At 42.0% G+C, this 14394-nt stretch carries 13 protein-coding genes and 2 pseudogenes; 11 read left to right on the top strand and 4 right to left on the bottom strand.

Translation table 11 applies throughout. The features are described from left to right. Positions 1-268: 268 nt before the first annotated feature. From QZ379_RS03465 to QZ379_RS03455, 3 genes and pseudogenes are all read left to right on the top strand, one after another. Positions 269-1390 carry a tyrosine-type recombinase/integrase gene (locus tag QZ379_RS03465; RefSeq protein WP_291558404.1) on the top strand — a complete coding sequence of 374 codons (1122 nt, stop codon included), beginning with the start codon at positions 269-271 and terminating at the stop codon, positions 1388-1390. 158 nt (positions 1391-1548) lie between these two features. Next, positions 1549-1935 (top strand): annotated as a pseudogene (locus QZ379_RS03460) (hypothetical protein). Then, positions 1901-2892: pseudogene (locus QZ379_RS03455) on the top strand (transposase). The pseudogenes QZ379_RS03460 and QZ379_RS03455 overlap by 35 nt, the downstream one beginning before the upstream one ends. Positions 2893-2969: 77 nt before the next feature. Here the strand turns inward: QZ379_RS03455 and nadD are convergent. Genes nadD through QZ379_RS03435 form a run of 4 tightly spaced genes read right to left on the bottom strand, consistent with a single transcriptional unit; the run spans position 2970 to position 5232 of the window. Then, positions 2970-3578, bottom strand: a complete 609-nt coding sequence (nadD, locus tag QZ379_RS03450) for a nicotinate (nicotinamide) nucleotide adenylyltransferase (protein ID WP_291558402.1) — start codon at positions 3576-3578, stop codon at positions 2970-2972. Continuing rightward, the gene (locus QZ379_RS03445) at positions 3560-3742 is read right to left on the bottom strand and encodes a hypothetical protein (RefSeq protein WP_291558400.1); all 183 of its coding nucleotides are present in this window, start codon (positions 3740-3742) and stop codon (positions 3560-3562) included. Before QZ379_RS03445 ends, nadD begins: the two co-directional genes overlap by 19 nt. Before the next feature lie 2 nt (positions 3743-3744). Further along, a complete protein-coding gene (gene gmk / locus QZ379_RS03440) occupies positions 3745-4308 on the bottom strand; it encodes a guanylate kinase (RefSeq protein ID WP_291558398.1) in 564 nt (187 codons plus the stop codon). A 48-nt stretch (positions 4309-4356) separates the two neighbouring features. Then, positions 4357-5232: a YicC/YloC family endoribonuclease gene (locus QZ379_RS03435; RefSeq protein WP_291558396.1), complete on the bottom strand. Its 876-nt coding sequence runs from the start codon at positions 5230-5232 to the stop codon at positions 4357-4359. Positions 5233-5337: 105 nt separating this feature from the next. On the opposite strand from QZ379_RS03435, the gene tsaB reads away from it, so the two are divergent. The 8 genes from tsaB to QZ379_RS03395 all read left to right on the top strand — a co-directional run. After that, entirely contained in the window at positions 5338-6027 is a 690-nt protein-coding gene (gene tsaB, locus QZ379_RS03430; protein ID WP_291558394.1) for a tRNA (adenosine(37)-N6)-threonylcarbamoyltransferase complex dimerization subunit type 1 TsaB, read from the top strand. 24 nt (positions 6028-6051) lie between these two features. Beyond that, positions 6052-6657 (top strand): DUF4290 domain-containing protein, encoded by a 606-nt coding sequence (locus QZ379_RS03425; protein WP_291558392.1) that lies wholly within the window; start codon positions 6052-6054, stop codon positions 6655-6657. 85 nt (positions 6658-6742) lie between these two features. Next, entirely contained in the window at positions 6743-8047 is a 1305-nt protein-coding gene (gene murA, locus QZ379_RS03420; RefSeq protein WP_291558390.1) for a UDP-N-acetylglucosamine 1-carboxyvinyltransferase, read from the top strand. A gap of 9 nt (positions 8048-8056) precedes the next feature. After that, complete coding sequence (gene rimM, locus QZ379_RS03415) at positions 8057-8572, top strand: ribosome maturation factor RimM (RefSeq protein ID WP_291558388.1); 516 nt, start codon at positions 8057-8059, stop codon at positions 8570-8572. A gap of 16 nt (positions 8573-8588) precedes the next feature. Then, positions 8589-9446, top strand: a complete 858-nt coding sequence (locus tag QZ379_RS03410) for a M23 family metallopeptidase (protein ID WP_291558386.1) — start codon at positions 8589-8591, stop codon at positions 9444-9446. Between the two features lie 4 nt (positions 9447-9450). After that, positions 9451-10608 carry a 1-deoxy-D-xylulose-5-phosphate reductoisomerase gene (locus QZ379_RS03405; protein WP_291558384.1) on the top strand — a complete coding sequence of 386 codons (1158 nt, stop codon included), beginning with the start codon at positions 9451-9453 and terminating at the stop codon, positions 10606-10608. 40 nt (positions 10609-10648) lie between these two features. Beyond that, positions 10649-11989: an RIP metalloprotease RseP gene (rseP, locus tag QZ379_RS03400; RefSeq protein WP_291558382.1), complete on the top strand. Its 1341-nt coding sequence runs from the start codon at positions 10649-10651 to the stop codon at positions 11987-11989. A 14-nt stretch (positions 11990-12003) separates the two neighbouring features. Further along, positions 12004-14394 (top strand): alpha/beta fold hydrolase (locus tag QZ379_RS03395; RefSeq protein WP_291558381.1); only part of this gene is annotated, 2391 nt, incomplete at its 3' end.

The following is a 14394-nucleotide window of genomic DNA, read 5'->3' as shown; positions in this document are numbered from 1 at the left end:
CTATAATCAGTGGTAATGACATTATAACAGTCAACCAAAATCAGGAAAAGACAAAGTTCAAATCGTGTTCGTCAGCCGTTCATTTCGTGTTCACTGAGCGTTCGCTGAAAGCATAAAAAAAGGCAGCAAATCTCGCTTGACTTGCCACCTTTAGTGCATCAATAATCCGTCATGGATTATCGCAACAAATATATGAAATATTCTGAAAAACAATTGCTTTTCTCGTGTTTTTTTCGTAACTTTAAAGTGCATCAATAAAATAAAAGTCATGGAAAAAATTCAATTTTCTCTCCTTACTCATGCAGTAAAAGGAGGAATGCTTGCCGTATTTGTCAAGTGTTCACAGTACGGTTCGTTTATCGAACTCGACACCAATATACGCATCTTTAAAGAAGAATGGAACAAACAGAGCGGACTTATCAAAAGCAATCCTAACGCTATTCAACTGAACATGCTTATCAGGAAAACTCTTTACACCCTTGAAGAGATTGAGCTTACCTATGATGGAGAAATGACACTCACTAAGCTGCATGATATATATGCGAAACGTGGAGCGTCAGCCGATTGGTATGCCATGTGGGGAAAAGCTATGTATGAAAGGAATCTGAAGCCGGGAACAATTGAAATTCATTCTACTGTGCTTCGTACACTGAAGAAGTACAGAGATACATGTCCGGTCACATCACTGTCTGAAGATTTCTTTCGAGGTTTCATGCAGTATCTTATCAGTTCGGGACTGAAGTATTCTACTGTATGCAAGGAAATGCACGTAGTGAAAGCTTACTACAACATAGCTCGAAAACTGTATGGCAATAAAGTTCCTGCCGATGGTCTGGCATTCTATCACGACCCGAAAGACTTCAAGAACAACTACAAGATGAAGGCTTTGAGCGATGATGACATTCGCACGATTGAAAACTATGCCGCTACAGGATTATTGAAGAAGACACACGAACTTACTGTTGACCAGTTTCTATTCATGAGTTACGTCGGAACGAGGATAAGCGATTTTGCTTCTTTGAGTGCTGAAAATTTTAAAGAGGATAACGGACGTTTGTGGCTGGAATATACTTCTGTAAAGACATGTACACCTGTACGCTTGCCGTTGTGGGCGTTGTTCGATGGTCGTGCTGAACAACTCTATAGCAAGTATAAGAATAAGCTGTCAGAGTTCTTTACTGTAGGTGACAATAGCAAGTTTAATGCAAGGCTTAGAGCTGCATTGAAAAACTGCAATCTGAATAAGCATGTAACGGCTCATGTAGCACGACATACTTGTGCATCAAGATTGATTAACCGTGATATACCTATCACTACAATTCAGCAGGTTATAGGACACCGTCAGATAAGCATGACTAATGCGTTTATCCGTCAGTTGCAAAAGTTATAAATAATTCATACCTTTGAAACGTGAATGGAGGTCGTCCAAAGTGGACAAGCCTCCATTTTTTCGTTTATTTATCAAGTTGTGGGAGGACTTATAAGGGCGCAGTAGAAATTTAATGGGGATTAATTTTTATTATCCCTATAAATTGCGACCTATGTCTTATGGAAACGAATCAATTGAAAGTGCTTGCACGCATCGTGCTACCTTCAGCAATACTGGATTATTTTAGGATAACAGGTTTAGAATAAACTTTAAATGAGATTCATATTCATCTTGATGAGTTAATGAATCCGAACTTGTCAGGTGATGTTAATTTTGCGTCCAAAGGTTTTATGGAACCTGTAAATGTCACTGATTTCCCAATCCGTGACCATAAGGTTGTATTGATTATCCGTCGTCGCAGGTGGACAGATGTACGCACAGGCAAAAGTTTCAGTATTCCAATCAATCTTGATGTGGTATGCAAGGACACCCGTTACTCTAAGGAGTTCGGGGCTTTTTTAAAAGAAACGTATGGAGACATCCCCTGTGACCTGCCGTACGCTTGAAACGTTCTACCACATAAACGCACATACATTTGAGAAGCAGTACAAGGAAACGTTAAGCGACTTCCGTAACTGGGAACAGCTTGACCATGCCGAGGAATGGCTGTTATTTCCGGAAAACATAGGTCCGACCTTGCTATTGATGAGTCATCCCTGTCTAACGGTGAGCTTTACACGTTTATCACCAACCGTGACCGCCACACCGGTGAAGGAAGCCTGGCAGCAGTTGTCTCCGGCACGAAATCGGAAGACGTAATAAAAGTACTGAAACTGATAGACGAGGAAGAACGTATGAAAGTAGAGGAAGTGACTTTGGATCTTTCCGATTCGATGCGCAAAATCGTTTCTACCGCATTTCCGAAAGCCGGTAGAGTGATAGACCGTTTTCACATACAAAAACCGGCTTGTGATGCCGTACAGGAGATTCGTGTGGCACACCGTTGGGATGCCTTACAGCAGAGCAATGAAGAAATGGAAGAATGTAAACATTCAGGAAAACCCTATGAACCGTTCCGTTTTCCCAATGGAGATACCCGCCCTGAACTGCTTATGAGAAGTCGTTATCTTCTGTTCAAATCCGCAGACAAATGGACGGAAAAACAAAAGAAAAGGGCTGAAATCCTTTTTGATGAGTATCCGGACATTCAAATGGCTTATGGATTATCACATTCGCTGAGAATGATATTCTCTAAGAATACATTAAAGGATGCCGCACGGTTAAGCATGGCCGGATGGTATAACAAGGTGGACAACTCCAGACTGAAGCAGTTCAATGTTATTGCCACTACTTTCTATGAGCATTATGATGAAATACTCAACTTCTACAACAACCGTTCCTCTAACGCTGCTGCAGAATCATTTAATGCTAAAATCAAACTATTCAGAGCCAATCTGCATGGAGTAACGGATAAAAAGTTCTTTCTCTTCAGAATTGCTAAGTTGTATGGTTATCCCCACTAAATTTCTACTGCCCTCTTTGGGGGGATTGTTGACAAATTGTAAAAGTTAACGTAATAATCATGGTAATTCTTTTATGTTTACTGGTGAATACTTGATTTGGAAAAATATAATCTTTCCTTTTCAATTATTTCATATACGGAAGGGTGCAGAAAATACCGCACGTCTTTGCCTTGTGCCAGACTTTCACGGATGAAAGTTGAACTGACCTCTATTAAAGGACTGTCTACGGCTTTTACACGAGGTGGCAGTGATTCTGAATTGATTTCATATCCCAAACGGGGATATATCAGGACATGATGACGTGAAAGGATTTCTTCCGGTGATTTCCAACGGTCGAAGGCTGCCCAGTTGTCGGCACCTATTATCAGATAGAAGTCCTTATCTGGATAGGCTTCAGACAGTTTGTTAAGGGTTGTAACGGTGTATGATGGCTTGGGGAGGCTGAATTCAAAGTCAGATACGTGGAAGCGCGGATATCCTTTTATAGCTGCTTCTACCAACTTCAGACGCATGTTGTCGTCAAGCAATGACTGATTCTGCTTGAAGGGGTTTTGTGGTGAAACCAAAAACCATAGTTCGTCTATGTAGCCGTTCTCACACAGATAATTGGCCAATGCAAGGTGTCCTATGTGTATCGGATTGAACGAACCTCCGAATATGCCTGTCCTTAGCTTTTTTTCTTCCATAATCTGTAGTTGACCACTTGCCATGCTGCAACTAATATCATTGCCGTGGCTATGATGTATTCTTCTTTCGCTATTGCCACTATGCCTACTGCCAAGGCAGCAAAACCGATGACGATAGTAAGAATCGTCATCAGTTGCATTATTTTCTTGGGGTTTCTTGCCATATTTACTTTTTCAGGAAGTTGCTTATGATTTCAAGTGCTTCGGCCTGAGCCTTTTCAAGTTCGTCGTTTACTATTACCACATCAAACTTGTCGGCATAGCTTAATTCGAACTCTGCTTTGGCAATACGGCTTTCTATTACTTCCGGTGTGTCTGTTCCGCGTCCGTTAAGGCGTTTGCGAAGTTCTTCTACTGATGGTGGCTGGATGAATACCGATAGTGCACGGTCGCCATAGAATTTCTTTATATTGCATCCTCCTACTACATCAACGTCGAATATCACGTTCTGGCCTTCTGATAGTTGTTTCTCTACTTGTGATTTCAGTGTTCCGTAGAAACGGTCTGTATAAACTTCTTCGTATTCAAGAAACTCACCGTCTGCTATTTTCTGTCTGAACTCGTCAGGGGTTAGGAAGAAATATTCCACTCCGTTCTGTTCTGTTCCGCGTGGAGCGCGGCTTGTTACGGAAATAGAGAATGCCAAGTTTAGATTCTGTTTGAGCAGATAGTTGATGATAGTTGATTTGCCTGAGCCCGAAGGTGCTGAAAATATAATAAGTTTTCCCATATTTAAATAGCGTTTAATACCTGTTTAAATAGTATTTAAATACTGTTTTTACATTACGTTAAGTACCTGTTCCTTGATTTGTTCCAGTTCGTCTTTCATCTGGACTACTATGTTCTGCATTTCTGCATGGTTCGATTTACTTCCCGTTGTGTTTATTTCACGTCCCATTTCCTGAGCAATGAAACCAAGCTTTTTGCCCTGGCCGTGTCCTCCTGCCATTGTTTCGCGGAAATATTTCAGATGGTTGGTAAGACGCTGTTTTTCTTCGTTGATATCCAATTTCTCGATGTAGTATATCAGTTCCTGCTCCAGACGGTTTTTGTCATAGTCTACACTGATTGTCTTTTCCAGTGCATCTGTGATTCTTTCTCTGATGCGTGCCACTCTTTCTTTTTCAAACGGTTCGATAGAAGCAAGCAGACGTTCTATGTTGTCTATTTTCTCGTTGAATTTCTTTTCCAGGGCCGCACCTTCCTGTTTGCGGAAGTTGACGAGTGCGTTTATAGCTTCTTCTACAGCTCCTTTTGCAACTTCCCATTCTTCATCTTCCAGTGTCTGGATGTCAACTTTTGTCAGTACGTCCGGCATGCGGAGTAGGGTCGCAAACCAGTCGGAAGGCAAAGGTATATTGCATGTTTCAGATATATTCTTGATCTGAGTGTAGTAGTTCTGCAGCAGGGCTGCATTGATAGGAGTAGCTGTATCTGCAGCCTCTTTTTCAATCCACAGGCTGAAGTCCACTTTTCCGCGTTCCAGACTTTTTGAAATCATGTTTCTGATTTCCATTTCTTTTTCTCTGTATAAAGGAGCTATTCGGGCAGAAACGTCAAGTGCCTTGCTGTTTAGTGATTTTATCTCTACGATAATTTTCTTATCGTTGTAAGTAACGGTTGATTTTCCGTAACCGGTCATTGATTGTATCATAACAAATTCTATTTTTTTGCAAAAGTAAGGAAAAGTGAGGAAATTATAGAAATAGAGTGGGATAAAAAGTGTATATTTGCGGACAATAATGTATTAAAATAAACTATGTCGTGCATTTTACATATTGAAACGTCTACAGAAGTTTGTTCCGTATCTGTAAGTCAGGACGGTGCTTCTATTTTTACTAAAGAGGATTTTAACGGACCTTCACATGCTACGCTGCTTGGTGTGTATGTTGATGAGGCTCTGTCGTTTGTTGATAACCATGCAATTCCTTTGGATGCTGTAGCGGTAAGCTGCGGACCGGGTTCTTACACTGGTTTGCGTATCGGTGTATCCATGGCTAAAGGAATATGCTACGGAAGAAACATTCCTCTCATCGGTATTCCTACACCGGAAATTATGTGTGTACCGGTTCTTTTGAACCACGATTTGCCGGAGGATGCTTTATTGTGTCCTATGATAGATGCTCGCCGTATGGAGGTTTATGCAGCTATATACGACCGTTCTCTTAAGGCGTGCCGTGAAATAGGTGCTGATATTATAGATGAAAATTCTTATAAGGAGTTTCTTGATGAGCATCCTGTCTATTTCTTTGGTAACGGTGCTGCCAAATGTAGGGAAAAGATTAATCATCCTAATGCTCATTTTATCGATGACATTTATCCTTTGGCTAAATGGATGTTCCCTTTGGCTGAAAAGGCTGTAGCAAAAGAAGATTACAAGGATGTGGCTTATTTTGAGCCTTTCTATCTTAAAGAGTTTGTAGCCTCTACTCCTAAAAAATTACTTTAATAGATTAAATCGAAATTATTTATTATGGAATATAATACCCAGCAACGCCGACTTCCGCTTCCTGAGTATGGACGAAGTGTACAGAATATGGTGGATCATGCTCTTACCATTGAAGACCGTGAGCAAAGACAAATCTGTGCCAATACTATTGTAAAGATAATGAAAGGAATGTTCCCGCAGTTTAAGGATAATGCTGAATTGAATCAGAAACTATGGGACCATTTGGCTATAATGTCAGATTTCAAGCTTGATATAGACTATCCGGTGGAAATCGTTAAGAAGGAAAGTCTTAATGTAAAACCTGACAGGGTTCCTTATCCTCAGACAAAATTGCGTTATAAGCATTACGGACGCTTTGTGCAGGATATGATAAACGTTGCAGCCGGTTATGAGGAAGGGGAGGAAAAAAGACAGCTCATCAACCTTATTGCCAACCAGATGAAGAAGGATTATCAGAACTGGAATAAGGATGGTGTGGATAATCAGAGAATCATTGATGACCTTTGCGAACTGTCTGACGGTAGAATAAAGATTACTGTCGATGATGTAAAGATGTTCGAACACCGTGTGTTTACACAGCGTCGCCGACAGACCAATAACAATAATAACCAGCAGAAGCGTAAACAATAGTTTTTCAGTTCTTTAGTTCTTGAGTTTGTTGGTGTTTGTGTCAGCTAACTTAAGAACTTGCAAACTTATAAACTTAAAGAAATATATGAGCTCATTTGTAATAGAAGGTGGACATAAACTTCATGGCGAGATAACTCCTCAGGGTGCCAAGAATGAAGTGTTGCAGATTTTGTGTGCAACTCTGCTTACATCTGAAGAGGTTACCGTTCATAATATACCGAATATACTTGATGTGAACAATCTTATTCAGCTTATCAGGGATATGGGAGTAACCGTGTCGAAATTGAATGCAGATACTTATTCGTTCAAGGCTGATAATGTCAACCTCTCATATCTCGAAAGTGAGGAATTCTTGTTAAGATGTTCCAAGTTGAGAGGTTCGGTAATGCTCGTTGGACCACTTTTGTCGCGTTTCGGAAAGGCTATGATTTCAAAGCCGGGCGGTGACAAGATTGGTCGCCGTCGTTTGGATACGCATTTCATCGGCGTACAGAAGTTGAGAGCATCTTTTGATTATGATGCGGAACGCGGAGTTTATACTTTGTCGGCAGACAGACTGAAAGGTACATATATGCTGCTTGATGAGGCTTCTGTTACAGGTACTGCAAATATCGTAATGGCTGCAGTTCTTGCCGAAGGTACTACCACTATTTATAATGCAGCTTGTGAACCGTATCTTCAGCAGCTCTGCAAGATGCTGAACCGTATGGGGGCAAAAATCACAGGTATAGCATCAAATCTTCTTACTATCGAGGGTGTAAAAGAACTGAAAGGTTGTACTCATACCGTGTTGCCGGACATGATTGAGGTCGGTAGCTTTATCGCAATGGCGGCTATGACACGAAGCGAGATAACCATAAAGAATGTTTCTTATGACAATTTAGGTATCATACCTGACAGCTTCCGCCGTTTGGGGATAAAAATAGAGCAGAGAGGGGATGATATCTTTGTGCCACAGCAGGAACATTATGAGATTGAATCGTTCATTGACGGTTCCATCATGACTATAGCCGACGCTCCATGGCCGGGGCTGACTCCTGACCTTCTCAGTGTGATGCTTGTTGTGGCCACACAGGCTAAAGGTAGCGTACTCATTCATCAGAAAATGTTTGAAAGCCGACTGTTCTTTGTTGATAAACTGATAGATATGGGAGCGCAGATTATATTGTGCGACCCTCACAGAGCTGTCGTGATAGGCCATGACCATAATTTCAGTCTTAGAGGAGGAAATATGACATCGCCTGATATCCGTGCCGGTATTGCTTTGCTGATTGCTGCCATGGGAGCTGAAGGTACAAGCCGCATACATAATATAGAACAGATAGACAGAGGCTATCAGAATATAGAGCAACGTCTTACAGCTCTTGGTGCGCGTATAACAAGAATTTGAGTAATTGTCATGATAAAAAAAGAAGAAGTATATAAAATAGGTGTCATCAACAAGCCGCATGGTGTGAAAGGAGAGGTGTCGTTTACTTTTACAGACGATATTTTCGACCGTGTGGATTGTGATTATCTGATATTGCTTATGGACGGAATCCTCGTTCCTTTCTTCATTGAGGAATACCGTTTCCGTTCGGATAATTCCGCTTTGGTTAAGTTCGAGGATGTAGATACAGCCGAAAAGGCAAGGATGTTTACCAATGTGGAGGTATTCTTCCCTGTGAAATATGTAGAGGAACAGGAGGAGGTTACATCATGGAATTATTTTGTCGGCTTTGCTGTAGACGATGTAAACCATGGAACGCTCGGAACAATATCTGATGTGGACGATACTACCATAAATGTGCTGTTCGTGATAGAGAAGGAGGATGGAGATGAGTTGTTGCTTCCTGCACACGAAGAGTTTATACTTGATATCGACCACAAGAAGAAGCGTGTTAAAGTAGATATTCCGGAAGGATTATTGGAGTAATAAAAGACAGGTGAGTATGAGAAAGAAAGGACGTAAAGCATTCTGGCATAATATCAAGTTCAAATATAAGCTTACTATCATCAATGAGAATACATTGGAGGAAGTGGTTGGGATACATGTATCCAAACTGAACGGCCTTTCTGTGCTTTTGTTTGCCTGTACGGTTATCTTTATTATCGCTGCATCCATAATTGCATTTACTCCGTTACGCAACTATCTGCCGGGATATATGAACTCCGAAGTCCGCGAAATGGTAGTGTCGAACGCACTCCGTGCAGATTCATTGAGATTAGCTCTTGAAAGGCAGAACAGATATATAATGAATATCCAGGATATTTTCAGCGGTAAGATAGAGGTTGATACAGTCCAGTCCATTGACTCGCTTACGAATATTCGAGCCGAACAGCTCATGGAGAGAACAAAGGAGGAAGAAGAGTTCCGTCAGAAATACGAACAGAAGGAAAGATATAATCTGAGAGAGATAGACAACAGTAATGCTGCAGCCGGATTGATATTCTTCAAGCCTGTCAATGGTGTGATGGAAGTCAATTTCGACCCTGAAAAGAAACATTATGGAATAGATATTCTTACGTCTAAAAATGAGAATGTGGTGTCTGTGCTTGACGGTACTGTGGTTATGGCTACATATACAGTAAACGACGGTTATGTGATACAGGTCCAGCATTCGCAAAATTTTATCAGTATATATAAAAACTGTGGTTCATTGATGAAGGAACCGGGCGACAAGGTTAAAGGTGGAGATGTTATTGCTTTGGTTGGCAAAGGGGGGGGCAGTCATAAGGAACCTTATCTGCATTTTGAACTTTGGCGCAGGGGAACACCAATAAATCCGGGAAATTATATAGTATTCTAAGGTTATGAAGAAACAGATAGCTATTTTAGGGTCTACGGGTTCTATAGGTACCCAGGCTCTACAAGTGATAGAGGAACATCCTGACATGTATGAAGTTTATGCCATTACTGCCAATAACAGAGTGGATAAACTCATAGAGCAGGCTCGTAAGTTCCAGCCGGAAGCTGTTGTAATAGCAAATGAGGATAAGTATCAGCAGCTGAAGGATGCTTTGGCCGATTTGCCTATCAAGGTTTATGCCGGAGCAGAGGCATTGTGTGAGATTGTGGAATCAGGTCCTGTGAATATAGTTTTGACGGCAATGGTCGGATACGCCGGTCTGAAACCTACCATAAATGCCATAAAGGCAGGAAAGACCATTGCATTGGCAAACAAGGAAACCTTGGTTGTGGCAGGTGAGCTTATTACAGAACTTGCGCAGCAGTACAGAACTCCTATCTTGCCTGTTGATTCAGAGCATTCGGCAATATTCCAGTGTCTGGAAATGAATAATCCTATAAGTAAAGTCATTCTTACTGCATCGGGCGGTCCTTTCCGTACTTTCAGCATGGAACAGCTTGCCACTGTAACTAAAGAACAGGCTTTGAAGCATCCTAACTGGAGCATGGGAGCCAAGATTACCATCGATTCTGCATCGATGATGAACAAGGGATTCGAGGTTATCGAGGCAAAATGGCTTTTCGGAGTAAAGCCGGAACAGATAGAGGTTGTAGTTCATCCGCAGTCTGTAATACATTCAATGGTAGAGTATATGGACGGTGCAGTGAAAGCACAGCTCGGCGTTCCTGACATGCGTTTACCTATACAGTATGCCTTCTCATATCCGAAGCGTGAATCTCTTTCGGGCGAACGTCTGGATTTCATGAAGTGCAATACTCTTACATTCGAGACTCCGGACACAAAGCGTTTCAGAAATCTTGCCTTTGCTTATGAGGCTATGAATCGTGGCGGAAATATGGCCTGCATACTGAATGCTGCCAACGAGGTGGTAGTAGCGGCCTTTCTCAAGGACCAGATTTCCTTCCTCGGTATGAGTGATGTTATAGAAAAGACCATGAACAGGGTATCGTTTATCAGTAATCCTACATATAATGACTATGTGGAAACAGATGCTATAGCACGCCGCATAGCTGCCGAGTTCGTCATTAATTCAGGTTTTTAATTTATTAATCCAATTAATCTAAAAAAGTCAGAAAAAACAGATGGAGACATTTTTAATCCGTGCCCTTCAGTTGGTACTAAGTTTGTCTATTTTGGTTATAGTACACGAAGGAGGACACTTCTTCTTTGCGCGTTTATTCAAAATCAGGGTTGAGAAGTTCTATATCTTTTTCGATCCATGGTTTTCTCTATTTAAGTTCAAGCCTAAAAACTCGGAAACTGAGTATGGTGTAGGATGGTTGCCGTTGGGTGGTTATTGTAAAATCTCCGGTATGATAGACGAGTCTATGGATACCGAGCAGATGAAACAGCCTGCACAGCCGTGGGAGTTCCGTTCAAAACCGGCATGGCAGAGATTGCTTGTCATGATTGGCGGTGTGCTGATGAACTTTATCTTAGCTCTTTTCATATATTCAATGATTCTGTTCACATGGGGCGACAAGTATATTGCACTCAAAGATATGAGCTATGGACTCAAGTTTAATGAAACAGCACAGAACATTGGTTTCCGCGACGGTGACATACTCCTTAGTGCCGATGGCAAAGAACTCGAACGTTTCGGCATGGATATGACACGTGATGTGGTTGAGGCTAAGGAAGTTAAGGTTTTGCGCAATGGTGAAACTGTAAGTATCGTTATGCCTGAGTTGAGCCTTATTGATGTAGCCCAGCAGGACCCTATGTTTGTTGATATATTTTATCCTAATGTAGTCGATTCAGTTTTGGCCGGAGGTGGTTTTGCCAATGCCGGTATTCAGAAAGGTGACTCACTTATAGCCGTTAACGGAAAGACTCTTAATTCATGGAATGATTTCCAGAACCAGATTGCTGATTTGAAACTGAGAGCTGAAGTTGCTCAAAAGACTACAGCAGAGTTTACTTTGGTCTATTCGCGTGCCGGAGTGAGAGATACTGTGAATGTCACTACAGACGAACAGTTCAAGGTAGCAGCTATAGGTGGTATGCTTAATTACACTCCTACTGTGCGTACTTTCGGTTTCTTTGAGTCGTTCCCGGCAGGAGTTTCTCTTGGTGTAAATACACTGAAAGGATATGTAAACGACCTTAAGTATGTATTCACTAAGGAAGGAGCAAAGAGTGTTGGCGGTTTCGGTACTATCGGAAGCATATTCCCTAAGGTATGGGACTGGCAGCGTTTCTGGTCTATGACAGCATTCCTGTCTATTATTCTTGCATTTATGAACATTTTGCCTATCCCGGCACTCGATGGTGGACATGTATTGTTCCTTATTTATGAGATAGTAGCACGCCGCAAACCGAGCGACAAGTTCCTCGAATATGCCCAGATGGTTGGTATGTTCCTGCTCTTTGCATTGCTTATTTGGGCAAACTTCAATGATGTGCTAAGATTTCTGTTGTAATAAAATAACTGATTATGAAGAGATTTTTGTTTTCTGCAATATTGGGCGGAATGATGCTTTCGGCTACAGCTGTTGTGGCTCAGGAAAGACTTCCGGAATATCTGCAGGCCGAAAAGTTTACAGAAAGTAAGCTTAAGAATATGTTGTTTTCTACCATGGTCGATCCTCATTGGTTTCAGAACGGAAACGGCTTTTGGTATGAGTATAAGACATCCGAAGGTAAGTTCTGGTATGTGGTAAATTCATCGCAGAAGAAGAAAGAACTGTTGTTCGACCGTGATAAATTGGCTGCACAACTCACCGGGATAGTAAAAGATCCGTTTGAGGCAAGACAGCTTCCGTTGAAAAATCTTAAGGCTGAGGCAGACGGACGTACTTTCACTTTTGAGGTCGTTTCATCTCAGGACAAGCAGGACAAGGATAAAAAGAAGAAAGCCGAAAAGCAGGTTTTCTACTTCTCATATGACTTCCCTACAAAGAAACTTACTCACCTTACGGATAAGGAAAAAGAGCCGAAGGAGCTTGACTGGGCATCAGTTTCTCCGGATGGACAGTCGGTGGTATATGCCAAGGACTGCAACCTTTACCGTATGAGTATTGCCGACTATCGTAAGGCTCAGAAGGATGAGAAGGACAGCACAATTGTAGAAATCCAGCTTACTACCGACGGTATGCCCGATTTCGGTTATGGTATTCCATACAGCATTCTAAATACAGATACCTTATGCAATGGCAAGCGTCGTAAAGCATGGGGCTGCTGGTCGCCTGACTCAAAGCATTTCGTAACGATAGTATCTGATGACAGGGCAGTCAAGCCTCTGTGGGTCATCAATTCCATAGCAGAACCGCGTCCAACGCTCGAAACCTACAAATATCAGATGCCGGGAGAAATGGAAGCTCCGGAGGAACATCTGTATATCTTCGATATGACATCCAACACCCGTAAGGAAATAAAGGTGTCTGCATGGAAGAACCAATGGCTCGGACTGGAATCTAAGCCGATAGAGAAAAAGCAGAGAGATATGGAGTTCCGTCCTTCTGTATGGCAGGGCGACAACAACCGTTTCTTTGTGACAAGATACAGCAGAGATCTTCACCGTATAGACGTATGTACATATACCGTAGGTGAGGATTCGATAGTTCCTATTGTAAAAGAACGTATGAATACCTATCAGGAAACTCGTCCTATCCACGTTATCAACGGTGGTAAGGAGTTTGTACAGTGGAGCGAGCGTGACGGATGGGCACATCTGTATCTCTATGATGACAAGGGAAATCTGAAGAACCGTATAACTGAAGGACCTTGGCACGTAGAGCAGGTTTTGAAGATAGACGAGGCTGCACGTACTGTCTATTTCCTGGCAAACGGTAAGGAAAAGGATGAAAACCCTTATTACGAACATCTGTATAAAGTAAACGTAAACGGTAGCGGACTGACCAGACTTACCAAGGGCGATTACTTCCATCAGATATCATTGTCGGACGATGCACAGTTTGCTGTCGACAATTTCTCACGAGTAAATACTGTTCCTTGTGCAGACCTGATTGACAGAAACGGAAATAAGGTTCTGACAATTCAGGAAAGCGATTTCTCGAATCTTAAGGCTGCCGGCTACAAGTTCCCTGAACTCTTTAAGGTTAAGGCTGCCGATGGTGTTACAGACCTTTACGGTGTGATGTACAAGCCTTACGAATTTGATTCTACTAAGGTATATCCTATCATTGACTATGTATATCCGGGTCCGCAGGTTGAGGCTGTATATTATCCGTTTACCCGTATGAGTGTCCGTACAGACCGTTTGGCTCAGGCAGGTTTCATTGTGATATCAGTAGGGCAGAGGGGAGGACATCCAAGCCGCTCCAAGTGGTATCACAACTACGGTTACGGCAATATGCGCGACTATCCTTTGGCCGACCATAAGGCTGTAGTAGAACAGCTTGCTGCCCGTCACAAATATATTGATATAAATAATGTAGGTATCCACGGACATTCCGGAGGTGGGTTTATGTCTACAGCCGCAATATGCCAGTATCCTGATTTCTATAAGGCTGCAGTGTCATGTGCAGGAAACCACGACAACCGTATCTATAACCGTTGGTGGAGCGAAACCCATCATGGAGTAAAGGAAACTGTTACAGAGAAAGGCGATACTACATTCGTTTATAAGATTGCCACTAACCCGGAAATAGTGAAACAGCTTAAAGGCCATCTGATGCTTGTACATGGAGATATAGACAACAATGTTCATCCTGCCAATACAACCCGTGTCGTGAATGCGCTGATACGTGCCGGCAAGCGTTTCGATATGCTTTACCTTCCTGGACAGCGTCACGGATTCGGCGATATGAACGAGTATTTCTATTGGAGACTTGTGGATTATTTCTCTGAACATCTGAAAGGACAG

The organism is Bacteroides sp., assembly GCF_019417265.1.
Classification (GTDB): domain Bacteria; phylum Bacteroidota; class Bacteroidia; order Bacteroidales; family Bacteroidaceae; genus Phocaeicola.
Note: the sequence above shows the minus strand (reverse complement) of the source record. Positions and strands in the feature narration are given on the sequence as shown.

Bases quoted from the DNA above. Each gene is read 5' to 3' on its own strand.
- QZ379_RS03465 (WP_291558404.1), top strand. From the start codon at position 269: ATGGAAAAAATTCAATTTTCTCTCCTTACTCATGCAGTAAAAGGAGGA.
- nadD (WP_291558402.1), bottom strand. From the start codon at position 3,578: ATGGAAGAAAAAAAGCTAAGGACAGGCATATTCGGAGGTTCGTTCAAT.
- QZ379_RS03445 (WP_291558400.1), bottom strand. From the start codon at position 3,742: ATGGCAAGAAACCCCAAGAAAATAATGCAACTGATGACGATTCTTACT.
- gmk (WP_291558398.1), bottom strand. From the start codon at position 4,308: ATGGGAAAACTTATTATATTTTCAGCACCTTCGGGCTCAGGCAAATCA.
- QZ379_RS03435 (WP_291558396.1), bottom strand. From the start codon at position 5,232: ATGATACAATCAATGACCGGTTACGGAAAATCAACCGTTACTTACAAC.
- tsaB (WP_291558394.1), top strand. From the start codon at position 5,338: ATGTCGTGCATTTTACATATTGAAACGTCTACAGAAGTTTGTTCCGTA.
- QZ379_RS03425 (WP_291558392.1), top strand. From the start codon at position 6,052: ATGGAATATAATACCCAGCAACGCCGACTTCCGCTTCCTGAGTATGGA.
- murA (WP_291558390.1), top strand. From the start codon at position 6,743: ATGAGCTCATTTGTAATAGAAGGTGGACATAAACTTCATGGCGAGATA.
- rimM (WP_291558388.1), top strand. From the start codon at position 8,057: ATGATAAAAAAAGAAGAAGTATATAAAATAGGTGTCATCAACAAGCCG.
- QZ379_RS03410 (WP_291558386.1), top strand. From the start codon at position 8,589: ATGAGAAAGAAAGGACGTAAAGCATTCTGGCATAATATCAAGTTCAAA.
- QZ379_RS03405 (WP_291558384.1), top strand. From the start codon at position 9,451: ATGAAGAAACAGATAGCTATTTTAGGGTCTACGGGTTCTATAGGTACC.
- rseP (WP_291558382.1), top strand. From the start codon at position 10,649: ATGGAGACATTTTTAATCCGTGCCCTTCAGTTGGTACTAAGTTTGTCT.